Here is a 25,550-nt window from a genome sequence, read left to right on the forward strand (position 1 = left end):
TTACTAATGATTAGAATACAACGATTCATTCGAGAGTTATCTGAACGACAGTGGCTCGAATCGATTCCCATTAAGGACTGGGACGTACAAGCAACGGAATATATATTACCTGGTAAATATACCGAGGAACGTCCCTTTGTCGGAAGCGATGCTTTTGATTTATTTCCAAGCAAACAAGGTACAACGTATATGCTGCGTACGACGTTATCCATTCCGAACGAATGGGCTGATGACGCAGTAGGTTTATATTTTACCTCCGGATCAGGTGGGGAAGGGCTGCTTCGTATCAACGGGCAGTCCTTTCAAGGGTTAGATCGAAATCATCCATTTGTTAAATTACCAGATCAGGTAGGCAAACAAATCGAAGTGGAAATTGAATTGTTTGATGCTGTGCCGGAGCCTGTAGATCCGTTAAACCAGCAAGCGACCATTCATGCTCCTATTCGTAAGATTCATAGCACGCTAGTCTATGTGAACACAACAGTGCAGTCACTGATGTATTCTGTAAGCGTCATTATGAAGGCTGCCGAATTGCTACCCACGTCAGATTTTCGTCGTACTCGCATGATGGAAGCTTTATATACAGCGATGGATGCATTTACTCTGTTATTACCGGAGAAGATTGCAGGCGGTGCCGCAGCTTCAATTGAACACCAGCTTGTCGAACAAATAAGACAGATCGGTGGCAATAGCGAAGGTGTCATCCATATGGTAGGACAATCTCATATTGATATTGCATGGCTGTGGCCATGTCGTGAGACGGTTCGCAAGACGAGCCGGACGTTCTCAACTGTAAATGCTTTAATGGATGAATTTCCTGAATATCGGTATGCACAAAGTCAGCCGTTACTCTTCGAATATTTAAAGATGAATGATCCAGCGTTATATGAGCGTGTAAAAGAACGAATTCGTGAAGGCCGCTGGGAGCTTGTTGGTGGCATGTGGGTGGAGCCGGATCTCAATATACCAAGTGGTGAATCGTTGATGCGGCAAATGCTCTACGGCCAACGATTTTATCAACAGGAATTTGGCAAGCGATCCTTTATAGAATGGTTACCGGATACCTTTGGCTACTGTGCCTCATTACCGCAAATTTTGAAGCATGGTGGCATGCGTTACTTCATGACGACGAAGCTGAATTGGAATGATACGAACCAATTCCCGTATGACTTGTTTTATTGGGTAGGAATTGACGGAACACCGCTGCTATCGTATTGCAACCATGGGGTGAACGAAGATACGCAGCCGAAGGATGTTCATGAGCATTGGCAATCTTATCGGGAGAAAGCTAAGCATCCGGAACAAATGTTATTGTACGGGCATGGGGATGGCGGTGGCGGTGTCACGCGTGAAATGCTCGAATACATTCATCGCTCGGATCTCATGATCGGTCAGCCCTCCTCTCAATTTAGTAGCGCGGAGGCATTCTTCACGGATATTTCCGAAGCAAATCCAAATTTACCGAGCTGGCACGGTGACCTGTATCTTGAATTACATCGAGGTACGTATACGACACATGGGCGTAACAAACGTAATAATCGGAAGGCTGAGGTTCTGTATCGTGAAGCAGAGTTATGGTCTACGTTGGCCCGATCATCGCTGAGCTCAGAACAAGCAACGACGTTACAGCATGATTTACATGAGGGATGGAAATTGATTTTATTAAATCAGTTCCATGATATTATTCCGGGTTCTGCCATTACAGAAACGTATGAGACATCGATGAAAGAGTATGTGGAAGTATTCGAGCGTGGGACAGCAAGCTTACAGACCGGGATGGCAGCCATTGCAGCACATATTCAGATCGAAGGGACGATGGAAGGAACACCGTTCCTTGTATTGAATAGTTTGGGCTGGAGCCGTGATTGTGTGTTAGAGCTGACTACCCAGGATCTTATCGATCAAGGTGTTACGAATATTGAATGGGATCGCTTAACGATCGTGACTACGGATGGCGAATCATTGGATTATGAAGTTAGTACCTATGGAACGACCAAGATCCTTCGAATTCGCGTACCGAATGTTCCGGCAATGGGCTACAATACGATTCTAGTACGTGAAAATGTAGTAGCTGCAGTGCCAGAAACGCCGAAAGTATTACCAGAGCTGCTTGATGAGTGGGAGACAGCCTATTATCGTATACGCTTCAATGAACAAGGAGAAATATTAAGCTTATACGATAAACAAGCGAATCGTGAAATCGTGAAGGCGGGAGAGCGGGCGAATCAGTTACATTTCTTCCATGATCGTCCGACGCTATGGGATGCATGGGACATTGATCCGCGCTATGAAGAGCAGTCTGCTGGAGAGGCAGTTCTGTTAGAGAAGAAGCTCATCAGCTCAGGAGCTGTTACCGATGTCATAGGCTTTTGTTGGCGCCTAGGACAATCCACGATTGAGCAGGAGATGGTTCTATATCATCATCATGCTCGCATTGAGTTTAGAACAAAGGTGGATTGGCAGGAAACCCATAAGCTGCTGAAGGTGGGCTTCCCACTCGATGTTGTAACAAGTCGAGCCACTTATGAAATACCGTTCGGCGCATTAGAGCGGAATACACATCGCAATACAAGCTGGGATCAAGCACAATATGAAGTGTGTGGTCATCGCTTCGCTGATGTGTCTGAGCATAGCTATGGTGTCAGTGTGCTGAATGACTGTAAGTATGGTTATGATACCCAAGGAAGCACGATTCGTCTTTCCTTGCTACGTGCGCCAAGATGGCCGGATATAACGGCAGATCAGGGATATCATGAGTTCACCTATGCACTGTATCCACATGCCGGTGATTGGCGCCAAGGACACACACTTCGAGCAGCAGCAGAGCTGAATCATCCACCTGCTTATATTGCAGTATCCACCGTAGATGCTACAGAGCTACCGAGCACGAATGTATGGGATCTATGTTGTTCGTTGCTTCCATTTATAAGTGAGCATGTTGTCTTGGAGACGGTCAAATGGGCTGAGGATGGCGATGGCATCATTCTTCGTATGTATGAATCCGCTGGAGGTCGTGAGACGATCGAGCTGAAGTGGCCGTATCCACATCAAGCGGTGTATGTATCGAATGCCTTGGAAGAAGAAGTCATGTTAATGGACAGCTGGCAACTGACCTTTACACCTTATGAAATAAAAACGATCAAGATTAAGACTGTATAGTCAAAATTGGACGAATCCTGCATCTGAACGACATAGGAAGACGACGGCGGTTCGTTCTCTTCCTATGTCCATTTTGGAATGATATTGACGCTAGGCATCCATCAATCTATGTTCGGAGGTTGAATTAGCATGATCATGGCAACATCAGTACTAAACAATTCGACAGCATGGAAAAGACCTACAATAATTACGAAGCCTACCTATACTTCGGGCACGAAAGATCCTGTGATATGTCTCAATACATGTCTTGAGAATCCATGGTATTTCAGTATGAATCCACTCTCAACTGAACATATTGAGGCACAAAACCTCGATTCTTATGATTGGCATGAAATCATTGTTCCTGGTGAAGTTGCAATGCAAGGCTATAATATCGAAAATGACACACCATACTACTACACAACTTCTTTTATGATTCCAGAAGATTATGATGGAAAGCATGTAATACTAAGGTTCCATGGTATATATTCCAAAGCTAAGGTATGGATAAACGGGTTGTATAACCGTGATCATCAGGGTGGATTTACGACATGGGATTGTGATATTACGGATCAGATCCGCGCTGGGCAAGCTACTACTATCGTCGTTGAATTCATCGATGACATATGGGACCCTTCAATTGGTAGCAAATACGCTCATCATAATATTGGTGGGATTCTAAGATCGATAGAGCTTATTGCAGTACCTAAGACGCATCTTACTAGATTTCATTATGACATTGAATTTGACACCGCTTACAATAATGCGTTTTTGCAGGTATCACTAGGTGCCGCACTCCATCAAGCTAAAGCTGTTTATGTTCAACTTGAGCTAACAGACCAACAACAAGCCCTCGTACCACTTGAAGAGCATTCTATCGTTTTTGAGCCTGAGCAACAGCACCTCGATATATCGTTCAACATTCAACAACCAAAGAAATGGAATGCTGAGCAGCCCTATCTATACACCCTACAAGCCAAGTTATTTGACGATGAGCTTCAATTGATCGAGCAAGCTGAAGTACAAGTTGGATTCAGACAAATCAGCTTCGCAGGAAAGAACGGGACGGATCCGAAAGAAGTCTACATTAATGGAGAACGAATTAAATTAAGGGGCACATGCCGCCATAGTATTCATCCAAAGCTCGGTAGAACAACAACACCAGAAATGGATATACAGGATGTCATATTGCTACGAGAGCAAAATGTTAACTACGTACGAACCTCTCACTATCCACCGTCGGAGGAGTTTCTTGCGGCATGCGATGCGCTTGGTATGTATGTAGAGGAAGAAACAGCTGTTAATTTCCAGTATGCAAATGGACCTGGACCATGGCGAGATGACGAACCATGGTATATGAATCAATTAGCAGAAATGATAGAACGTGATCGTTCTCATCCTAGCGTTATTATATGGTCCTTAGCTAATGAGAGTGGCTGGCGCGCAAATGAGGAAGGGGATAAATTTAGAAGACAGCTGCAGTACGTTCAGCAAGAGGAGACGACTCGGCCAACTAAATTCAGTTATCCGTTCTTAGTTGAGGATGGCAGTACAACCGATATTTATAGCGCACATTATATTGATTATACAAATGATATGGATTACCACTTAGTTACTTATGGGGTGTCTGAGAAAGATATCGTCATTAACTATTCTTCCCCTGTTATTCACGATGAATATGCACATATCGCTTGCTATAACATCGAGGAACTTGAACGAGACAATAACGTACGCAACTTCTGGGGAGAGAGTGTATATAAGATATGGGAGAAGATTGTCAATACACATGGTGCGCTTGGTGGTGCATTGTGGGCTAATATTGATGATATATTCTTCCTGCCTGATGGTGTCCCCGAACGACATCAACAGCATTCAATTGGTACTGCCGCAGGATACGGAGAATGGGGTAATATGAGTGATGTCTGGCGCAGACATAAGCCTGAATATTGGATGACTAAGAAAGCCTACTCCCCAATTCGGATTAAGGAAGGCACCGTTGGGAATCCAGGATATGCCCCACTCATCATCTCAATTAGTAACTGGTTCAATCACACTAACCTGAATGAAGTGAACATTGGCTACAGCATTCACGTGGATGGGCAAATTATTGCCCAACCGTCTTTCTATGGACCTGATATTAAGCCATACTCAAGTGGGCAACTCGAACTCCCAGCACGAGATTGGAGCGATCGAGAGCGCATACATTTACAGTTCCAAACATCGGATGGCATTGTCGTAGATGAATATCTGCTCCCAATTGCAACAAGACAGTTCATATTCTGTGATACCGAGTATGAAGCATTAAAGGTCGAAGAAACGGATGAGCAATATCTCATTCGTAACAACATGGTTTCTTTCACATATTGCAAAGAATCAGCGATGCTCACTCAAGCAACTTTCCAAAACCGAGTTATACTTACAGGTGGACCGCATTTGAATTTGACCGGTGTCGATCTTGGTCATTGGATTCCAGGTTCCATTCATGTAGAAACTTGCGAGAATGACCAGCAGATTGTAGTCACAACTACTGGTCAATACACACTAGGCATAAAAGTTTTATTTGTTCAGAAGCTGTTCGCAAGTGGTAAAGTTGAAATTCGCTATACGCTGGACAATGTTGAACGTGAGCTTGAAATGCAAGAACTTGGCGTTGCATTTGATATGCCTGAGCACATCGATTATGTGGAATGGCAAAAATCAGGACGATTCAGTGTTTATCCTGAGCATCATATAGGGAGACTTACCGGCCGTGCCAACCGGGTTCGTGAAGCTAGTGATGAACAACCAGACATTTACGGAGAGCAACCTGCGTGGGAATGGAAGGACGATATGCGCAACTATTACTTGGAACTTAAAGACGATTCTACTAAAGGATTAGTTACTAATGATTTCCAAACGATGCGAGAGTATATTCACTTCTATGGTGTTGGTCTAGCAGATACGGACGCCACTCTACGCGTAGAATCCAACGGAAACGAGGCTGCTCGAATAGCTTATATGTATCAACCGCCTACACTAGTTAGCGATGCGGATACCGATTCATTAACCTATACGGGCGAATGGCAGCACCTACAAGATTCAAAAGGTATCAAAGGTACGGTGTGGCATTCGAATACTCCGGGATCTACCATTGAATTCTCATTTTACGGTACAGGCGTTCAGTTCATGTATAAGAAACATAAAACCGGTGGAACGATGCATGTTCACGTAGATGATCAGCCCAAGCACATCATTGGTACACATAGTGATATTGGTATGCCACTGTACCAACAACGATTTACTTGCAGAGAACTTCCACTGGCTCACCATAAGATTACCATTGAAGTCCCCGTCGATTACGAGGGAGCGGAAGTTGTCATCGAGGCATTCGAAATTCTGAATGATACCATTCCTGCAAAAATCAAAGCACAGCTTATTATCAATCAAGCCTGGTACTACCCAGCGTTAGGCTGGGGGAATTATTGCGGAGAACCGATCCGTATTGAATCAGGTTATTCGCAAATGACTACGATCAGAATGACTAATAATCCTCAAATGATTATAGAGTACGGTAAATAGCGTATGGAGGTGTGAAAGGTCGGCTACTCAAATAATGGGTAGCCGACCTTCTGTCTTTTATGAGAATAATTGATCAATACCTTTGAACGTATTCTCTATAACATGTTCAGATGTATATATAGATAGATGATGTGGTAGTAGTCCCTGTTCGAGCGCAGGTCCAAATACATCAAAACTTTTCGCGATTTGTCCGCCAAGCACGAGTCGCTGTGCTCCAAAGCCCACGATATAGGGATCAAGCATCTCAGCTAGACATGAACCAAATTGTTCGAATACTTGTTGATAGGCGAGATTTCCCTGTCTTGCCAGATCAGCGAGCTCTTTCACTTCCATGCCTTCTATTAATAATCCACGTTCCTGTGCGGCATGTAGAATACCACGACGGGAGAACACTTCATCGATCATTGTATGGCGATAAGGCTTATCATAGAGCTCTCCATTACGAGGAACTCCCTCACCCTCAATTCGAATTTTTCCTTGATCAATGAAAGCGGACCCCAGCCCTGTACCAAGTGTTAAAGAGATAAAACGTTCTTGTGGAAATAATGTACTAACCCCTAGCGCGAAAAGCTTAGCATCATTCTCGAAACGAATAGGTGCATGAACGAGTGCTGCTGCCCATGACTTATCATTATTTGCTTCCAACAAGCTACGAAAAACCTTCTTGAGATTCATGCCGTAAAGCGATTCAAACTTGCATAAGCCTTGAATATAGGAGATTCCTTGCTCATAATCAAATGGCCCGGGAAATGCAATTCCGATGTGCCACTCTGCAGCAGAAAGATCGTTCAACAAAGTTGTACCAAACATATATTGGTATTGCATGATCGTCATGAATTGCTGGAGCGTAGTGCTGGCATCTTCAGCTGCAAGTGAAGGGACTTGGAATTGAGAAGCCTGAATGGAGCAGCCGTTCATGACGAGACTGGACTTGATAAAGGTACCGCCAACATCGAGTGCGATAACGAATTTAGTCTCCAAGGAAGCTCACATCCCAAGCTTTGGATACCCCGGATTTAATGAGCGTACAAGGCTGGCTACCTAAATTCTCAACTCGATAGGCACCGAATGCAGCAGGCAGGATATAGGACTCCGCATACCGAAATTCGACTGAGACGGATTCATTGTCACAAGATACAATACGAACCTTTTCGCCTTCTACGAGATTGAACATGACCATTTCGTGATCCGTATGATCTTCCCATATATCGGTTAAATGTAATCGGTGTACATAGAAAAGTAGATCCTCCCGTTGACCGAGCTCCACCATTTCGTTGCGACCTTGGGATTGTAATAGGACGGGCTTAGCGATTAAATTCTCCTGCACCCATGATGTTTTCTTATAGAAATCGATATTCGGAAAGGCGTGATCAATATTAATCGGACGAGGTTTACCATCCATTCCTTTACGCAAGAAATCATAGATTTTAAACGTAAACCACCATGTTGTTGACGAAATCTCGAGTACAAGATTATTTTTTCCTGATGCATGCACCGTACCTGTTGGAATGAGGAATAGGTCGCCTTTTTCAGCTTCAAACTCATTTACATAGTCTGTTAATGGGATTGGAATAGCCGTTTCCTGCGCTGTCTTCACCGCTTGATAGAAATTTTCTTCGGTGCAAGTATCCGTTAATCCCAGATAGACATGGGATGTTCCTTGCTTCTCCATGATGTAATAGGATTCTTGTTGCTCCATAAATTCATTAAATTCACTTCGAATATACGATTGCTTAGGATGGACTTGGCAAGATAAATTGCCACCCTCGATCGTATCCAAGTAGTCGAAGCGAATCGGGAAGTAATCTCCGAATAATTGAACGTTGCGTTCGCCGAGAATGGCGAGATGCTCATAATGCATCACAGTAAGGAAAGGGATTTCGATGTGCTCACCTTGATATTCCAGAATGATAGAGTTCTCAGGTGCGATCGGTTCGAAGCTCCAGGCACAGTTCACCCAGTCCTGTGGTAGATCTGCTAGCTTCTTGAGTAACTGTCCACCCCACATTCCGGGAGCGAAGAAAGGCTTCACGCGCATAGGCGCTTGAGCAATGTCAGCGATTATAAGTCGAAGCGTCCAAGTTGTTGTTAGCTTCGGTTCGTCGTGGTTATTCATATCGATATAAAAATGGATGGAGTCTAGTACTTGCTTCCGGTAGGTTTCTAGAATCGGCCATTCAACGAACAGACAAATCTTATATTTCTCGACCTCATCCAAATTAGAAGCGAGTCCGAAGTTCAACAGATGAGATTTATGCTCAGCTTGTTGATATTCACGAGATACATCAAGAAAATAGCTGACATCATAGGCATGATTACCAAGCCAGAATGCACCAGGCCCGTAGGTTAGAATGACGGTTGTACGATCTTCAGCGATTGTGATTTGATCCACGTATTGTGAGGCCTGATCTTGAGCATCAGGGGAGAAATAATCGGTGATGGTTGCATCGGTAAAATATCCAAACGCACGATTATCGGTAATATTTCGATCAAAGAAGGTTCGTAATTCTGCATCGGATTTCAAATATTGACGGGTAGGGATGATCACCACCTGGTGATCATGCTGTTCAAGTTCTTGCTGTAGTCTATCCACAAGATCTGCAAAATGAGCACCGTGCGCACCGTCTAACGCAACACGAATGATAGCTTGAGGATTGTGATTTACGTATTGAAGAAGAGGGGGAATAATCGCTTCGTACCCTATTTGAATACCTGGTTGCGTGAATGGAGCAGCGGTACCTGGGTCAAAATATGAATGGAAGCGAACGGGATTTGTAGGACGTTTCTCGAACATGAATGGGTCACTCCTATACATATGAATTATATTCATTGTAAGGATTAATCCATGGGATTTCTTTAGAAAAAGCCCCCTCATTTTTGCACAAATCGGACATGCACAATAAATTAATCTACCTTTTCCCGTCCATTACTGAATTGGGATTTACGGAACTCCGCAGGGGATACGCCTAATAATTTGGTGAATACACGTGTAAAGTAATGCACTGTATCGAATCCAGTACGATTAACAATGTCTTTAATTGTATAAATACTATGCAGGAGTAAGTCTTTGGCTAGTTGAACACGTCGTTCCTGAATATAATGAATAACAGTCTGTCCGAGCTGCGCTTGAAAGATCCGGGACAAGTGACGAGTGGATAGATTCATCTCAAGTGCAATTTGATCGATCGGATCGGTGACATCATATTATCTTCAACATAGCGCTTAGCACGATTTAAATGTCGTAGCTGTTCATTCTCTTCTTCCGTACTCACGCTAGATTCTTTCGTGAATATTTGAAGGAATGAGTAAAATAATGATAGGGATATATAGTAACATGCCTGTTGATTAACCATTCCTAAAGCTCTCAATAAACTTGGAGGCTAGTGATGACAGGTATTTATCCTTAATCCAGACAGCGGCCACCCGAGTGCGCAGTGACTCACTACTGATTTCTTTATAGATCAAATTACTATTACTAGTTAATTCGAAAGCAGATTTGGGGATGATTCCGATGCCAAGGCCAGCATTAGCCCAGAGCAAAGTTGTTCTTGCATCATCGTTCATACAAAAGATTAGTGGATCAAAGCCATTCTCAAGACATGTCTCTCGGATGAGCTGTTCGAATCGGCGGTAGATTATTAGTGGTTTATCTTTTAACTCACCGATTTCAACAAAGGTTTCATCCGTATTCCAATCATAGTCTGGTGTCATTACGGCAATCATTGGCTCAGCTTGAGTGTAAAGGCATTCTAAATTTGTTGCGTTAAAGGGAGTACGGACGATACCGACTTCAACAATTCCCTTGTTCAATAGGTCGATGATTCTGAAGGTATTCCCTTCATGAATCTCAAACTTAACACCTTGATATGTTTTGTGGAACTCACATAGTCGATCTTGGAGCAGGGTAGCTCCGGAGGAAGAAACGGTGCCAATGGCGAGAGTGCCTTTTAAGCCTTTGACATAATCATTGAGTTCACGGGCGGTGGAGTCTGCCAGCTCCAGAATTTGCTGTGCTCTGTCGCGTAGAATGGCTCCAGCTTCGGTAAGCTGCACACTGCGCGGACCTCGTTCTACTAGCTTTACGCCAAGCTCTTCTTCTAGTAGCTTCAGCTGCTGGCTGAGCGGAGGCTGAGCCATTTGCAGCTTTCGAGCTGCAGAAGTGATCTGTCCTTCCTCAGCAATGGCCATAAAATATTTAAGCTGTCTAATATCCATTAAATAATCCTCCGAAATTGAGATATGTTAATCGTATGGGAGCGATACGAATCCAATATTATTAATATGCGAGTACATATGCCATAATCATAACTGTTCTTATACATATTTCAAGTGGTTAAATATTTCTTATGTTGGGTGTGGATGACGTTGTTCAAAATTGCAGTTTATTTAAAACCATACAAAAAAGAAGCAATTATCGGTCCGATCTTTAAACTAATGGAAGCGATACTGGAGCTGATTCTACCTACCATTGTTGCGTTAATCATCAACAACGGTGTTGGAAATCATGACAGTGCTTATGTTTACCGCATGGGTGGCCTTATGGTGCTGATGTCACTCCTTGGCTTCGGTTGCTCCATGGTATGCCAATACTATGCGGCCCGAGCATCTCAGGGGTTTGGAACGACACTTCGTAATAAGATGTTCCAACATATTACATCCTTATCGTTCGCAGAGCTGGACACTTTTGGTACGCCTACGCTGATTAATCGGATTACTAATGACGTAAATCAGCTGCAGATTGCAGTTGCCATGCTGATTCGTTTGGTTGTTCGTGCGCCGTTTATCTGCATCGGAGCTATCTTAATGTCCATGATCTTGGATTTCAGGTTATCGCTAATTCTAATAGCAGCAACGCCGATTTTTGGGATTATTTTATATTTTATTATTACTCGTAGTGCGCCTCTGTACCGATTGTATCAACAGAAGCTGGATGCACTTGCGCTCGTGCTTAGTGAGAATTTGTCGGGGATTCGCGTTATTCGTGCCTTTGCCAAAAGACGTACGGAAAAAGAACGCTTTGATGTCTCATCTGATGATTTGACGTTAACAGCGATCCGGGTCTCGCGGATATCCGCTTTGCTTGGGCCTATGACGACACTTGTAGTCAACGCCGCGATCATAGCTATTTTATGGGTAGGCGGAATTCATATCGATGGTGGTCGATTGTCTCAGGGGGAGATCATTGCCTTCATCAATTACATCACTCAAATTTTGCTTGCACTTATAGTGGTCTCCAACTTGGTCATTATTTTTACAAAAGCATCATCTTCTGCCAATCGTGTGAATGAAGTGCTGAGTGTGCAGGTATCCGTGTCCGAGGAAGGAAATGCTGTGATTGCTGAACCCGATCATACTGTTCCTGTCATATCATTCGATCATGTATCGTTTGGATATAATACGACAGGCGAATCAGCATTAGAGAATATATCGGTAGTCATTAACCGCGGAGAGACTGTGGGGCTGATTGGCAGTACGGGTTCTGGTAAATCTACTTTTGTAAATCTGATTCCACGTTTTTATGATGCGCTTCTAGGTGAAGTTAAGGTGGATGGAGTGAATGTCAGAGATTATAAGCTGCATCAGCTTCGCGAGAAAATAGGGATTGTGCCGCAAAAGGCAGTGTTGTTTACAGGAACAATCGCTGAAAATATTCGTTGGGGCAAGGAAGATGCAACCGAGGAAGAAATCATGCAGGCAGCCTCAGTTGCGCAGGCGGAAGAGTTCATACGTAAATTACCCGAGGGCTTAAATACGCAGGTATCTCGTGGTGGACTGAATTTATCCGGGGGACAAAAGCAACGCTTGACCATTGCTCGTGCAGTGGTAGGTAAGCCTTCAATACTAATTCTGGATGACTCCTCAAGTGCGCTGGATTTCGCTACTGATGCGGCACTACGCAAGGCACTCAAAGAGAGCAGCCAGGAAATGACTGTACTCGTCGTCTCGCAGAGGGTTAGCACTGTAAGGCAAGCGGATAAAATTATGGTATTTGAGGATGGGCGGATCGCCGGTGTCGGAACCCATGAGGAGCTGATGCGTGGTTGTGTAGAGTATAAAGAAATTTGCCTGTCCCAGCTATCTAGTGAGGAGTCGGGCCAATGAACAACAATATTTGGAAAAGACTATTTGTATACACAGGACATTATAGAAAAATAGCTATAGGTGCGGTTATATGCGTTTTTCTAAGTGTGATTGCGAGTCTGATCGGGCCGCTGCTCATCGGTAGAGCTGTCGATTTTATGATAGGACCGGGACAGGTAGATTTTAACGCTGTTCTTAGACTGCTTTTAATTCTGGCAGTAGTGTATATCGTCGGCAGCTTTTTTGGATGGCTCCTTACTTATTTAACGAATCGAATTGCATACCGGACTGTTTATGACTTACGTCGGGAGCTTTTTGATAAATTAAATGTTCTACCGTTAAAATTTCACGACAATCACCCGCAAGGGGACAGCATCAGCCGGTTTGTGAATGACATGGATGCGGTCTCTGACGGTCTGCTGCAGGGCTTCTCCACACTCCTTACGGGGATAATCACCATTGTTGGGGCAATTGTGCTAATGCTGTACATTAGTCCTCTGATGACCTTGGTAGTTCTCCTGTCAGCACCTGCTACATTTTTTGTGGCAAGATTTATTACGATGCGCTCTCAGAAGATGTTTAAAGAGCAAGCCAAGATTCTGGGTGGTCTCAACGGATATGTGGAGGAGATGATCGGCGGACAAAAAGTGGTCACCGCTTATCATTATGAAGAACGTGCAATGTCTCAGTTTGAAGAACGTAACGAGACGTTGTATCAGACTGGGGTGAAGTCACAATTTTACGGTTCCTTGTCCAATCCGACAACACGTCTGGTCAATAATGTTACATTCTCTGTTATTGCAATGATCGGAAGTATTATGGTAATTCGGGGTCATTTTACGGTAGGGGATCTGTCCAGTTTCTTGATCTTTTCCAACTTGTTCGCTAAGCCGTTTAATGAAATTACAGGTGTGATTACACAGCTTCAATCGGCAACTGCCTCTGCGCAGCGGATCTTCGCCATTCTTGATCTAACGCCAGAACAACCCGATAATACAGACGCGAAGGTTATGCATACAAGCCAAGGTACCATCACGTTTGAAAAGGTATCCTTTGCTTATAGTCCAGAACGTCCTTTGATTAACGATTTCAGTCTAGAAGTGAAACCAGGTACCCGAGTCGCGATTGTAGGACAGACTGGTGCCGGTAAGACGACGCTGGTAAATCTGCTCATGCGTTTCTATGATGTGGACCAAGGTTCAATCAAGATTGATGGTGTGGATATCAAGTTGATTACCCGTGACAGTCTACGACGTAATTTTGGGATGGTGCTGCAGGATACTTGGCTTTTTGGAGGCACGATCAGGGAAAATATCGCTTACGGTAAACCTGAGGCTACAGAGGAAGAGGTCATCGCCGCCGCTAAAGCTGCGAATGCCCATGGCTTTATTAAACGCCTGCCTGAGGGGTATGACACGAAGATCAGTGGCTCAGGGGATAACCTATCACAAGGACAGAAGCAGCTGCTTACAATAGCACGAGTAATGCTCGTAGATCCGCCGATGCTTATCTTAGATGAAGCTACTAGTAGTATTGATACGTTAACTGAAGTGCGGATTCAGAAAGCTTTTCTGACTATGATCGCTGGTCGAACCAGCTTTGTGATTGCCCATCGATTGTCAACGATTCGAGAGTCGGATCTCATTCTTTTCATGAAGGATGGAGATATTGTGGAGAGTGGTACCCATGAGGGGCTACTAGCCGGCGGTGGATATTACGCCAGATTATATAATAGTCAGTTTGCGACAGCGTAGACCTAGGATTATAAAATAAGAAGTATTCAAACCTAGTATTAGGGGCGAGTGCTTCTTTTTTAGTTGTCATGGCATTTACTGTCCCGAAAATGAAACCTTAGGTGGTTCCCTTCGTATCCTTAAATATGCAAATATTAGGGAGGGAATTCATTACAATGTCAATGTTTAAACGAATGCTCGCGAGTGCCGGAATTGGAGCGGCTAAGGTAGATCTCATGCTCCATCAAGATTTCGTGAACGCAGGTGATACGATCAGTGGTGTCGTCCGAATTCAAGGTGGCCGAGTGGATCAGCAGGTCGATGACGTCTACGCATTCGTTAAGACGCGTTACTTGAAAGAGCTGAACGATAAGAAGATGGAAGTGGAAGCGACGGTATCCAAATTCCTGTTAGCAAGTAAATTTAAAGTAGTGGCGGAGCAGGTCTATGAATTTCCCGTCTCATTCCAGCTTCCGGCGATAACGCCAGTGACCTTAGGTAGATCGCCGGTTTGGATTCAAACCGGACTTGATATTAAAGAGGCAATTGATCCAAAGGATCAGGATTATCTTCAAGTAGGCCCTCATCCATATTCCGCTATTATTCTGGATGCGATGAATCAGCTTGGGTTCCGTATTCGTGAAGTGACTTGTGAATATGCACCTCGTTATGGCAGGATCAATGGCTTAGATTTCGTTCAAGAATTTGAATTTGTTCCTCCCTCACAGTTCCGAAATCAACTAGACGAATTAGAAATCGTTTTCTTTCCAGATGAGGATGGCATTGAATTGCTTTTGCAGATCGATCGCAAGGCACGTGGTTTAGCTGGTTTGTTCGCCGATGCGCTTGATACAGATGAGAGTTTTATGAAAATACGATTCGATCACAATCAGCTTGCTGACGGAGCTGGCTATGTTGCAGATCAACTACTCGAAACGATTCGTAAGTACGTATAAACGAATAGAGTTACATTACTGTAAAAGAGGGACTCACCCCTCTTTTTTTTGTTTTTTTATAAGAGAAAATTATTTATTTGAGAAAATGAACGTTATGGACAGGTTAAGCGTATTATAGGTAAACTTTCACGGAAAACCACAAGCTTCTATTATGAAGAACGGAAAGGGAGTACCAAGATGTTGACTATAAAACATTTTACCAAGAGCTATAAGGGCGGTAAGAAAGCAGTGAATGATTTGAATTTAGTAGTTGAGAAGGGCGATATTTATGGCTTCATTGGTCATAACGGCGCAGGGAAAACAACGACTATCCGGGCAGTTGTAGGTGTTCTTGACTTTGAGGAGGGGGATATTGAAATAGGTGGGTTCTCCATAAAAAAAGATCCTTTAGCCTGCAAAGCGATTACTGCGTATATTCCGGATAATCCGGATCTGTATGATCATCTTACGGGTATCCAGTATTTGAATTTTATTGGTGACCTCTTTAGTGTATCGAAAGCGGATCGGGAGTTATTAATTAAGAAATACGGTGATGAATTTGAGATTACATCGCATTTGGGGGATTTGATCTCCTCGTATTCGCATGGTATGAAGCAGAAGCTCGCTATCATCTCTGCGCTTATCCACCAACCTAAGTTGTTAGTTCTGGATGAACCCTTTGTTGGACTTGATCCAAAAGCCGCACACACGCTTAAAAGAATCATGACGGAGATTTGCAGTCAGGGCAGTGCGATCTTTTTTTCGACGCATGTACTGGATGTGGCCGAAAAGCTCTGCAATAAGATTGCCATTATTAAAGCGGGAGAGCTGGTCACCCACGGCAAGACAGAAGAGGTAAAGGGAGATAGCAGTCTTGAAGATGTATTCTTGGAGTTGATTAAGCATGATTAATATATGGAGATTAACTAAGATACAGCTGATCTCATCCTTTGGATTAAACAAAGCTTTGCATACGCGTGATGTTAAAGAAAAACGCAAAATGCTTTTGCTTCGCATCGGTATTCTAATTGGTATTGTTGTGATGGCAGTGGCTTCATTTGGATATAGCTTCATGATCGCGATGACCCTTGAACAGATCGGCCGGCCAGAGCTGCTGCTTGCGATTATGATGGCTGTTACTAGCCTAATTGGTTTTTTTACAACGATCTATAAGGCGAGTGGTGTATTATTTGGCTCCAAAGATTACGATCTCATTATGTCTTTGCCTATCAAAACGAGCCATATAGTAGCAAGCCGAGTGGCTCAGCTCTATGTGTTAAACCTATTCTTCTCTTTGATGGTGATGGTACCTGCAGGCGTTGTATATGCTATAAAGGTGAATCCCGGTGTATTATATTATTTGTATTTCATGTTTACTCTGTTATTTATTCCGTTAGTACCGATCATTGCTGCAACGATTATAGGGGCATTGATCAGCTGGATTTCCTCACGATTTAAAGGAAGTCGCATAATAACCCTCATCCTAACATTTGTTGTGATTATCGGTATGATTGTTGGATCAGGTCAAATAAATGGAAATAATCCACAATTACTTGTGGATTTGAGCACACAAATTGCTGATCAGATATACAGCTTATATCCTTTGACGCTTATGTATGTAAATGCGGTTTGCTCGTATCAGCTGGACGCCTTAATACTGTTTATTGGGCTTTCGCTGATTTCTTTTATGCTGTTTACCGTGGTATTAGGCAGCAAATATAAAGCGATACACACAGGTCTAACGACCTCTTTTTCCAGCAATAAGTATCAAATGAAGTCGCTTGAAGTATCATCACCACTGTACACATTGTATAAAAAAGAGCTGCGTCGCTATTTCAGTTCTTCTTTATATGTGCTTAACACGAGTATTGGTATGGTGATGTTACTTGTGATGGCGGTCGCCTTGCTGTTCGTTAGTGCAGAGCAACTAGGACAACTTGTTGAGATCCCAGAGCTTTCAAATTATCTGAATCGACTGGCTCCACTGTTTGTTTCCTTTTTTGTAGCTATAAGCTGTACGACATCAAGTTCTATTTCGCTTGAAGGTAATAATATTTGGATTTTAAAAAGCGCACCTGTGCCGACATTAACGATATTGTTAAGTAAAATAGCAGTGAATCTTACGATTACTGTCCCGATTGTGGTTGTCAGCAGTGTGCTCCTCATGATTTCCCTAGGTACGGGATGGATGGAAAGCTTGCTATTACTGGTTATTCCCGTCCTATATGCTTGTCTTACAGCCATGATAGGTGTGATCGTTAACTTAAAACTGCCTAAACTAGAGTGGACAAATGAAGTAACGGTAGTCAAGCAAAGCGCATCTGTTTTAGTGACGATATTGTTAGGCTTTATAAGCTTATTAATTCCATTTGGTTTGAGTCTACTTCTAGCCGATCTAAATGGTAATCTCGTATTGTTAGGTATTGGAGTGTTGATATTAGTGGTGTGTAGTGCGATTTATCGATATATTCAATCCAAAGGGGAGCTTTTGTTTCGGGCTCTATAAATAGCTAAGCTGTCCCAAAAGCCATAGAGATGGCTACTTGGGACAGCTTTGTTTTTAACTAGAATTAACGTCGCCGCTGAGTAACACGCTCCGCTTTTCCACAATCAGTCCGTTCTCTCCACTGTTTAGGAGGAAATAGTCTCTTCAATCTAAAAAAACAAAAAATCGCCCGTTTTGGTAAAGTGGAGGTAGCAGATATTAATCTAAATCTGCCCCACAACTCGCAGATTTGTGCATGAAAAGAGAGGACAAACTATTCCGCAAAAAATATACTTATTTTAAGGAGCTGATTTTATGGAATGGATTGAAAGGCTAAATAAGGCTATTAACTACATAGAAGAACACATCACGGAGGAGATTGATTACGAACAAGTTGCAAAAGTAGCGTGTTGCTCGACTTATCATTTTCAAAGAATGTTTGCGTATATGGTAAATGTTCCTCTTTCCGAATATATTCGCCGCAGACGTATATCATTGGCAGCCGTCGATTTGCAGGATGGTAAGAAAAAAATCATCGATGTAGCTCTTAAATATGGTTATACTTCCCCGACTGCATTCAATCGGGCGTTTCAAAGTATACATGGCGTTGCCCCATCCGTTGTAAAAGATGAAGGCGTTTCATTAAGGGCATTTCCGCCTATCAGCTTCAAAATTACAATTAAAGGAGTGGATGAAATGAATTATCGAATTGAACAGAAAGAATCCTTTCGCATTGTTGGAGTAGCAGAACCGCTTCATAAAGAGATCGAGAAGAATTTTGAAATCGTGCCGCAAATGTGGGAAAAGGCCGCTATGAATGGAACTATCGAAAAATTAGTATCCATGATGGACAGCTCACCTATGGGGGTGTTAGGGGTAAGTCTTTGCAATGATTTTGAGGATTGGCGGCACTTCATCGCTGTTGCCAGTACAAAGACGATAGATAACACACTGGAAGAATATATTGTCCCGTCTTTTACATGGGCGATATTCCCCGGAGAAGGCAAGGCTCCGCAAGCTATACAGGAGTTAGAAAAACGAATTGTGACCGAATGGCTTCCCACTTCCGGATATGAATATGATAACGGACCAGATATTGAAGTTTATATAAGTCCTGACCCGCAGAATGCGAAATTTGAAGTATGGATACCGGTAAAGAAAGTGAAATGAATGATAAACACGACCTGTAGTAAGGTACCCTGTTATTCTTGATAAGAAAAGGAGGGATCGAATGAGTTACAAAAAAATAAAAGAACAATAGCAACATTTGTGTCAAGGAAAAGCGGAATGAAACTGCGCATTTACCCCGAACATATCAGCCAATATACCGAATTTTTGTGTGCTTTACCCAATGAGATAAAAAAGGAGATAAAAAAATCGTCCGTGTGTAAGCGGTTAATAAATTCAAATGATTGCAACCCCAAGTGTGTTATGGGATATGATTTTTTTATGGATAATGAGCATTATCAAAAATGTCGCTATATGGCATTTATGCCAACTTTAAGTGAGGAAAGCAATCAATACATTAAATCTTTTTTAGAGCATGAGATTAACGCACAGTAAAGAAACGTTGTAACTGATAATTTCGAATATGAATGGGCTTCAGAAAGTTAATCTTATATCATTCTACCAATATTTTGGCAATGTTTATTGATTCTATCCTTGGTATAATTCGAAGATTATATCCGAGGAGGATCATCTCGTGAACAATAGATTTGGTAGGTTTGCAGTCATAATAATCGTTATAGTGCTTGTAGCTGGAATATTTATTCAGCATATATCGGCCGATGACGAGGCGCCTTTTAAGGATATAAAGACTAGTTATGCTAAAAAAGAAATCATAGATTTATATCACAGGAACATATTAACTGGCACAACGTCGACAAGCTTTTCACCTACTCAATCGATTACTAGAGCGGAATTCATTACGGTACTTGACCGTCTGCTAAAGCTTGATCCGGCAGTTAGTCCAGTCTCTCCATATACCGACGTAGCTAAGAGTGCTTGGTACTACGGCTGGATACAGGCGGCTGTTCAGCTTGAACTGGCTAACGGCACGTCGGCAACTACCTTTGCCCCAGCAAAAGCTGTTACTAGGCAGGAAGCGGCCATCTGGATGACTAAGGCTTTAAAGCAAACTAGCCATATTGCCGCTCTAACCTCGTTCAATGATCGAAATGAAATTGCTAGTTGGGCAAGATCAGCTGTTGCTACTGTAAATGATCTAGGTTTAATGAAGGGGGATAATAGTAAAAATTTTCGCCCATCCGATCCTATAACTAGACAGGAAACAGCGGTCCTCATTGACCGGGTGCTGCAGCATGATGGCTGGGCAGCAGAGCTTGAAGACGAGCCGGAGAATCACATCGTTATAGGCTGGCAATATGGTCAAACGAGGGCACAATACGAGAACACTGTTCTGAAATCCAACGTCAACACGTTATCGCCACGGTGGTACTATGTAGGAGCAAAAGGTGCAGTAACAGATTCGACGGACGCCTCTCTTATAACATGGGCAAAGAAAAATAACAAAAAAATATGGGCGATGGTTGGCAATCGTTCGGATCAAGAAGCGACTCATCAAATGTTGTCGAGTACAACCACAAGGAATACAGCAGTAAATCAACTAGCAGCTGTAGTGAGCAAGTATGGATTAAATGGACTAAATATTGATTTTGAAAATGTAGCGCCTAATGACCGTGAGTATTTGACCTCGTTCATTACACTATTAGCTGCGAAAATGCATGCCCTTAACGCTACGCTGTCGATAGACGTATCTCCCGATCTAGGAACGGATTGGACGGAAGCTTTTGACTACGCTGCACTAGGGAAGCAAGTGAATTATTTGGTGATGATGGGTTATGATGAGCATTATGATGGAAGTAAGCTTCCGGGGCCTAATGCTTCGATTCCTTATGATCAACATGCTGTGAGTACAGTACTAAAAGTCGTACCTAGCCAGAAGGTTATATTGGCACTGCCTTTATATAATCGTGATTGGACGTTGAACCCGAATAGTACGGTTTCATCTTCAAAGTATATCTCGCTCTCGGAGCAAAATCAGATTATTAGTAACTACGCAACGAAGCCCGTATGGAATGAATCTTTAGGACAATATGTTGCTAACTATTGGAAGCAGTCTATAAAGCATACGATCTGGATTGAAGATGGGCGTTCATTAATAGCTAAATATGACTTGACCGTTAAGAACAATCTAGCTGGGGTTGCTTATTGGTATATAGGTGGGGAAAGCTCAGATATATGGCCTAGCCTTAGAAATGCAGAGGAATTTTATGATTATACCTTTTAAAAAAAGAAAGACTGGATGCTGATAGCCACATAGCTATGTTGCTTTCCAGTCTTTTTTATTTGGTTAATATCGCCAAAATGGCAGGTATCACATTCGAGTGACGTATTTTTTGAAGTTTTTCACTTTAATAACTTTGACATTTTTGGCTAAAAGCTTCTTGTCGCTAACGATCCAGGTGTGATCTTTAGAGTTTTTTCTGCGAATTGCAGCGAAGTTATACTTATTTCCTGCGTAAATTTTAAAGCCATGAGCTGCGCAATCAGCACAAAATTTAACGCATTCACCTCTGTTCCGATCTGGAAAAGAAATTTGATCGAACACCTTGCGTTTAACGAGTAAGGTCGCACCTTGAACATTGGTTACATATTTATTCTCCATACGGAGGTAACGAAGCAAAAGTAACTTCTTATCATTCAAATACATATAGTGAGCCCGTTTTCCAACGATATCTGCTTTAGTCTTATGGAGTATTTGCATACTATCAGTTAAGTAATTGGTAGCGTAGTAGTCGTCATCATCAAATTTAGCAATATAACTATAATTCGCTAGTTGTACACCAAAATTCAAACAATAACCGAGGGAATGATGTTCCGGTACTTTAAAAACCCACACATTCTTATGTTTTTTTGCAGCAGCTGTATAGTCATCTATCTTCAAGCTATCATTATTTATGATCACGATAAGCTCTTTAAGCTTGAAATTTTGTCGTCGATAGTTATCAAACAGTGTATTTATACAGTCAGCTCGTTTCGTACAAGTTAGTATAGATATACCAGATGGGGTGGATTCAGCTGCCCTTTTCATACCTTGATCTTTGGACTGCGTCCAACAAATGCCTTGTAATTTTTAATATTGCGGATGATTTTATGGTTTGCTATTAAAGTTTTATCACTGATGATCCAAGTGTGCTTTGAAGAGTTCTTTCTACGAATAGCGACGAAGTTATTCTTACTCGCAGAGTAAACCTTATAACCTTTCTTTCTACTTCTGCTGCAAAAAAGATCATCCTCACCCACGTTTTTATTAGGGAATTTTACTTGTTCGAATACTCTGCGTTTGAAGACGAGTGTAGCGCCAGGGAGATGAGTAACCGTTTGATGTTCATCATGTGGGAACCGAAGAATCAAAGTCTTAGAACCACTTAAATACATATAATGAGCCCGTTTTCCAAGAATATCAGCATTCGTTCTATTTAATGTCTGGAGACTTTCTGTCAAATAATGAGGGGCATAATAATCATCGTCATCGAATTTGGCGATTGTAGGGTATTTGCATTTCGTAACGGCAAAGTTTAAGCATGAACCCAGAGTTTGATGTTCAGGTTTGCGAAATATCTTTATATTTTTGTGTTTTTTAGCTAAGTGTTGGTAGGGGAGTAGTGGGATTGTATTATTATTGATAACGATGATGAGCTCTTTTTGGGCATATCGTTGTCTGCTGTAATTCTGAAGTAGGTTGTTTAAATAATTTTGACGATTCGTACAGGTGATAATGGAAACACCGTTCATTTAACCAACCCCCATATGCGTTTTTTGGGAAAAGTATAATAATACGATATGTCCAAGTTAGGATAGAGTAACGGCATATCCACCTCATGGATGCAAAAATGGATTTCTTTGAAGAATAGAAAACCCACAGTTATTGCTGTGCTCGTATTACCGTAGAAGCCCTCTGCATATTATTCGATTACGGGGTGATTTAACTAACTCACAGGAGAGTATAAACTGATTGCCGAATTACAATTAAAGAAGTTATCGATATTTAGTAGTGATTGGAGGAAATATGAAGAAAAATGACTGGATTAAAGTACTTTTGATAGTGTCCCTATTGGGGAATTTCACCTTACTTATGAATAATCAACGTACGAACAGACATCAAGATTTAGAAAAAAAATATTTGAAAACTTATATTTACCGAGATCTAGCTCAGCTTGAAGCAACTATACAGTATCAAATAGATAACAATTGGAAAAGTGAAACTCTTGTCATCCAGAAACTAGATGATGCCATTGAATCAGTTCTCCTAAACATAGGAACGGAAAAAGATGATGATAAGGACGCTCTCCTTTGGAGTTTGCTTGATTACATTAATAAATTCAAGGTTGGTGACGAAATTTTGGATGTTAGACTAAACGATGAGCAACGTACCAATTACATCTTTTTAGGCGAGAAGCTGCGCTCTAACGGGTGGACGTTTGATAAAGGATTTGACACGAACTGGAATGCATTTGCATCCAAAGTAAAGAAGCTTATAACGGAGTCGACGATTCAAGATTCATAAAGACAATGAAACAGATCCGGATATTTGGATTCTGGATTAACCGACGAATGGACTCGACCCTGTGGGGATTGAAGAAACGCGGGGAACTTTATTGGAGATTAATCGCGAACGTAATACTACAATCGTGCTTTCAAGCCATATTTTATCCGAACTGGAGCAGATCACGACCAAGATCCTATTCATCGACAACGAGAAAATCATTCAGCTGAAATCGTTTTTATTCTAGGAAGAAGAAAGCTTGACATATACGTCTCACAATTGACAAGTTTAATAAGATTTATTAAAAAAAACGAGTAGGAGGGGGCGATTAGCCCCTTACTACTCGTTTGGCCGTTTAAACTTCGACTTTTCCAATCCCTTATGTTCACGCATCGCTCTCATCTGCCTTGCATGTCTTACATTACGCCGACGTTCTCTCGTTTTGAGTTGGCTCAACATAATGAGCAACCCCAAGGTGCCTAGCACATAAGAAACCATATGATTCGCTTCATTCCACATGTTTGCAGCAGTCAGAAAAGATACCGCTCCAATGATTGTGGCAATAATTCGCTTTGTATTCTTATTTTGCGTATCTATCAATTTTTGCTCAAAGGAGCTCGATAACTTTACCCGTAAATTTCCGCTGTCCATTTTATCTACTGCAGAAATAAACTTCTTTGTCGTAGGAAGGATTTCTTTGAGAAGATTCTTGCCTTCATCTACAACAGTGGAAAAGACAGTTCCGCTTAGATCGTCAAGCACAACCTCTTGGATGTAAGGCTTAGCGATCCCAATCAAATCAAGCTTAGGGTCCAGTCCTAAACAAAGTCCATACACCGTGACCATTGCTTTTCCCAAAAATGTTGTATTTGCCGGTAACTGAAAGGGCTGAGAATAGAGAAAATCACGTAACTCTTCAGCATTGTCACCTGAGGTCACGAAACTAAGGTCAAACTTATCACCGTTGATTTGTGCAAATAATAACGTAAGATTCCTTGAGAACACCTCTAAATCTGCATTTCGTCTTAAAAATCTCAAACGAGTAAGGGCGTCGATGGCGCCGTGAGCATCTTTTAAATACACTGCCATTAAAAGTGCTACCATTTGCGCCTTCATATCATCAGCAATTCGTCCGACCATTCCATAATCGATTAATGCTATGGTGCCATCAGGCTGCACGAGAACATTTCCTGGGTGTGGGTCTGCGTGAAAGAAGCCTTCTACTAGAATCTGTTCTACGAAAATTTCCAGCAATGACTGCGCTAATTTAGTCCGATTTACACCCCAAGCATCAAGCTGGGCAAAATCGTTAATTTTTACACCTTCCAAAAACTCCATGGTTAACACTTTTGAAGTTGTATATGACCAATGAATGCCTGGAACAACGATATCATCCCGATGGATAAACTGCATTTGAAATTGTTCGGCATTTCGCCCCTCTTTTTGATAATCGAGCTCGTCCATAACGGTATCGTGAAACTCATCATACACAGCATCGAGGTCCATGAAGTCTGCAATCTTTGTGCGGCGTTTTAATAATCGAATAGCAATTTGTATGGATTTAGAATCAATGGCGATAATATCCTCGACCCCAGGACGCATAACTTTGACTGCGACTTCTTCACCTGTTCGTAATGTCGCCCGATGTACCTGTCCTAAGGAAGCCGCTGCGATAGGGGTTGTGCTAAATTCAGCAAAAATCTCGCTAATGGATACACTAAGTTCTTTCTCTACCTTTTGCTTTATCTCGGAAAAATCTACTGAATCTACTGAATCCTGCAGCTTTGACAATTCATCAATAATTTCCTTCGGCAAAATATCTACTTGCGCACTAACATGCTGCCCAAGCTTGATAATTAATCCACCCATATCCATAGCGGTATTCGTAAAATACGTAGCCTGTTTTCGATATAATGCTTTTGTTTTCGCTTCAAAGCGCCGCCCTGAAATAAAATGCTTTTGCTTGCCCAGCCACCAGAAATCCCAAGCAAACTTAAAAATCATTCGCATGGTTCTTCTGAATCGGGAATCCTTCATCAATTTTAAAAATT

19 protein-coding genes are annotated in these 25,550 nt (G+C 42.2%); 12 read left to right on the forward strand and 7 right to left on the reverse strand.

Translation table 11 applies throughout. From position 1 onward, the window contains the following. Positions 1-6 precede the first annotated feature (6 nt). Together NSS67_RS15125 and NSS67_RS15130 are read left to right on the forward strand one after the other, a co-directional pair. Positions 7-3,159, forward strand: a complete 3,153-nt coding sequence (locus NSS67_RS15125; RefSeq protein WP_339320282.1) for an alpha-mannosidase — start codon at positions 7-9, stop codon at positions 3,157-3,159. A 129-nt stretch (positions 3,160-3,288) separates the two neighbouring features. After that, the gene (locus NSS67_RS15130) at positions 3,289-6,696 is read left to right on the forward strand and encodes a glycoside hydrolase family 2 TIM barrel-domain containing protein (RefSeq protein ID WP_339320283.1); all 3,408 of its coding nucleotides are present in this window, start codon (positions 3,289-3,291) and stop codon (positions 6,694-6,696) included. 57 nt (positions 6,697-6,753) lie between these two features. Here NSS67_RS15130 and NSS67_RS15135 read toward each other — a convergent pair whose 3' ends face one another. The 4 genes from NSS67_RS15135 to NSS67_RS15150 all read right to left on the reverse strand — a co-directional run bounded on the left by NSS67_RS15135 (position 6,754) and on the right by NSS67_RS15150 (position 10,911). Beyond that, complete coding sequence (locus tag NSS67_RS15135; RefSeq protein ID WP_339320284.1) at positions 6,754-7,677, reverse strand: ROK family protein; 924 nt, start codon at positions 7,675-7,677, stop codon at positions 6,754-6,756. Continuing rightward, entirely contained in the window at positions 7,667-9,490 is a 1,824-nt protein-coding gene (locus NSS67_RS15140) for a class I mannose-6-phosphate isomerase (protein WP_339320285.1), read from the reverse strand. Before NSS67_RS15140 ends, NSS67_RS15135 begins: the two co-directional genes overlap by 11 nt. Before the next feature lie 110 nt (positions 9,491-9,600). Continuing rightward, on the reverse strand, positions 9,601-9,861 hold the full coding sequence (locus tag NSS67_RS15145; RefSeq protein WP_339320286.1) for a helix-turn-helix transcriptional regulator: 261 nt from the start codon (positions 9,859-9,861) through the stop codon (positions 9,601-9,603). A 180-nt stretch (positions 9,862-10,041) separates the two neighbouring features. Beyond that, positions 10,042-10,911: a LysR family transcriptional regulator gene (locus NSS67_RS15150; RefSeq protein WP_339320287.1), complete on the reverse strand. Its 870-nt coding sequence runs from the start codon at positions 10,909-10,911 to the stop codon at positions 10,042-10,044. A 150-nt stretch (positions 10,912-11,061) separates the two neighbouring features. On the opposite strand from NSS67_RS15150, the gene NSS67_RS15155 reads away from it, so the two are divergent. From NSS67_RS15155 to NSS67_RS15190, 8 genes are all read left to right on the forward strand, one after another. Next, entirely contained in the window at positions 11,062-12,798 is a 1,737-nt protein-coding gene (locus tag NSS67_RS15155; RefSeq protein WP_339320608.1) for an ABC transporter ATP-binding protein, read from the forward strand. After that, the gene (locus tag NSS67_RS15160) at positions 12,795-14,531 is read left to right on the forward strand and encodes an ABC transporter ATP-binding protein (RefSeq protein WP_339320288.1); all 1,737 of its coding nucleotides are present in this window, start codon (positions 12,795-12,797) and stop codon (positions 14,529-14,531) included. The genes NSS67_RS15155 and NSS67_RS15160 overlap by 4 nt, the downstream gene beginning before the upstream one ends. Before the next feature lie 155 nt (positions 14,532-14,686). Continuing rightward, on the forward strand, positions 14,687-15,466 hold the full coding sequence (locus NSS67_RS15165; RefSeq protein ID WP_339320289.1) for a sporulation protein: 780 nt from the start codon (positions 14,687-14,689) through the stop codon (positions 15,464-15,466). A 177-nt stretch (positions 15,467-15,643) separates the two neighbouring features. After that, positions 15,644-16,357, forward strand: a complete 714-nt coding sequence (locus NSS67_RS15170; protein WP_339320290.1) for an ABC transporter ATP-binding protein — start codon at positions 15,644-15,646, stop codon at positions 16,355-16,357. After that, on the forward strand, positions 16,350-17,951 hold the full coding sequence (locus NSS67_RS15175) for a hypothetical protein (RefSeq protein ID WP_339320291.1): 1,602 nt from the start codon (positions 16,350-16,352) through the stop codon (positions 17,949-17,951). The genes NSS67_RS15170 and NSS67_RS15175 overlap by 8 nt, the downstream gene beginning before the upstream one ends. Before the next feature lie 294 nt (positions 17,952-18,245). Further along, positions 18,246-19,100, forward strand: a complete 855-nt coding sequence (locus NSS67_RS15180; RefSeq protein WP_339320292.1) for an AraC family transcriptional regulator — start codon at positions 18,246-18,248, stop codon at positions 19,098-19,100. Between the two features lie 117 nt (positions 19,101-19,217). Next, a complete protein-coding gene (locus tag NSS67_RS15185) occupies positions 19,218-19,493 on the forward strand; it encodes a hypothetical protein (protein WP_339320293.1) in 276 nt (91 codons plus the stop codon). A gap of 139 nt (positions 19,494-19,632) precedes the next feature. Then, positions 19,633-21,240 (forward strand): S-layer homology domain-containing protein, encoded by a 1,608-nt coding sequence (locus tag NSS67_RS15190; protein WP_339320294.1) that lies wholly within the window; start codon positions 19,633-19,635, stop codon positions 21,238-21,240. Between the two features lie 87 nt (positions 21,241-21,327). Here the strand turns inward: NSS67_RS15190 and NSS67_RS15195 are convergent, their stop codons facing one another. Then, complete coding sequence (locus NSS67_RS15195; RefSeq protein WP_339320295.1) at positions 21,328-22,044, reverse strand: glycosyltransferase family A protein; 717 nt, start codon at positions 22,042-22,044, stop codon at positions 21,328-21,330. Next, positions 22,041-22,748, reverse strand: coding sequence for a glycosyltransferase (locus NSS67_RS15200; RefSeq protein WP_339320296.1), 708 nt, complete (start codon positions 22,746-22,748; stop codon positions 22,041-22,043). Before NSS67_RS15200 ends, NSS67_RS15195 begins: the two co-directional genes overlap by 4 nt. 340 nt (positions 22,749-23,088) lie before the next feature. On the opposite strand from NSS67_RS15200, the gene NSS67_RS15205 reads away from it, so the two are divergent. Both NSS67_RS15205 and NSS67_RS15210 read left to right on the forward strand, forming a co-directional pair. Beyond that, entirely contained in the window at positions 23,089-23,520 is a 432-nt protein-coding gene (locus tag NSS67_RS15205; RefSeq protein ID WP_339320297.1) for a hypothetical protein, read from the forward strand. Between the two features lie 61 nt (positions 23,521-23,581). After that, the gene (locus NSS67_RS15210) at positions 23,582-23,746 is read left to right on the forward strand and encodes a hypothetical protein (protein WP_339320298.1); all 165 of its coding nucleotides are present in this window, start codon (positions 23,582-23,584) and stop codon (positions 23,744-23,746) included. 92 nt (positions 23,747-23,838) lie between these two features. Here the strand turns inward: NSS67_RS15210 and NSS67_RS15215 are convergent, their stop codons facing one another. Then, entirely contained in the window at positions 23,839-25,509 is a 1,671-nt protein-coding gene (locus tag NSS67_RS15215) for an AarF/ABC1/UbiB kinase family protein (RefSeq protein WP_339320299.1), read from the reverse strand. Positions 25,510-25,550 lie beyond the last annotated feature (41 nt).

It is taken from the genome of Paenibacillus sp. FSL R10-2734 (assembly GCF_037963865.1).
Lineage (GTDB): Bacteria > Bacillota > Bacilli > Paenibacillales > Paenibacillaceae > Paenibacillus_AQ.

Coding starts and splice junctions, on each gene's coding strand:
- NSS67_RS15125 (WP_339320282.1), top strand. CDS start 7: ATGATTAGAATACAACGATTCATTCGAGAGTTATCTGAACGACAGTGG.
- NSS67_RS15130 (WP_339320283.1), top strand. CDS start 3,289: ATGATCATGGCAACATCAGTACTAAACAATTCGACAGCATGGAAAAGA.
- NSS67_RS15140 (WP_339320285.1), bottom strand. CDS start 9,490: ATGTTCGAGAAACGTCCTACAAATCCCGTTCGCTTCCATTCATATTTT.
- NSS67_RS15145 (WP_339320286.1), bottom strand. CDS start 9,861: ATGAATCTATCCACTCGTCACTTGTCCCGGATCTTTCAAGCGCAGCTC.
- NSS67_RS15150 (WP_339320287.1), bottom strand. CDS start 10,911: ATGGATATTAGACAGCTTAAATATTTTATGGCCATTGCTGAGGAAGGA.
- NSS67_RS15160 (WP_339320288.1), top strand. CDS start 12,795: ATGAACAACAATATTTGGAAAAGACTATTTGTATACACAGGACATTAT.
- NSS67_RS15165 (WP_339320289.1), top strand. CDS start 14,687: ATGTCAATGTTTAAACGAATGCTCGCGAGTGCCGGAATTGGAGCGGCT.
- NSS67_RS15170 (WP_339320290.1), top strand. CDS start 15,644: ATGTTGACTATAAAACATTTTACCAAGAGCTATAAGGGCGGTAAGAAA.
- NSS67_RS15175 (WP_339320291.1), top strand. CDS start 16,350: ATGATTAATATATGGAGATTAACTAAGATACAGCTGATCTCATCCTTT.
- NSS67_RS15180 (WP_339320292.1), top strand. CDS start 18,246: ATGGAATGGATTGAAAGGCTAAATAAGGCTATTAACTACATAGAAGAA.
- NSS67_RS15185 (WP_339320293.1), top strand. CDS start 19,218: ATGAAACTGCGCATTTACCCCGAACATATCAGCCAATATACCGAATTT.
- NSS67_RS15195 (WP_339320295.1), bottom strand. CDS start 22,044: ATGAAAAGGGCAGCTGAATCCACCCCATCTGGTATATCTATACTAACT.
- NSS67_RS15200 (WP_339320296.1), bottom strand. CDS start 22,748: ATGAACGGTGTTTCCATTATCACCTGTACGAATCGTCAAAATTATTTA.
- NSS67_RS15205 (WP_339320297.1), top strand. CDS start 23,089: ATGAATAATCAACGTACGAACAGACATCAAGATTTAGAAAAAAAATAT.
- NSS67_RS15215 (WP_339320299.1), bottom strand. CDS start 25,509: ATGCGAATGATTTTTAAGTTTGCTTGGGATTTCTGGTGGCTGGGCAAG.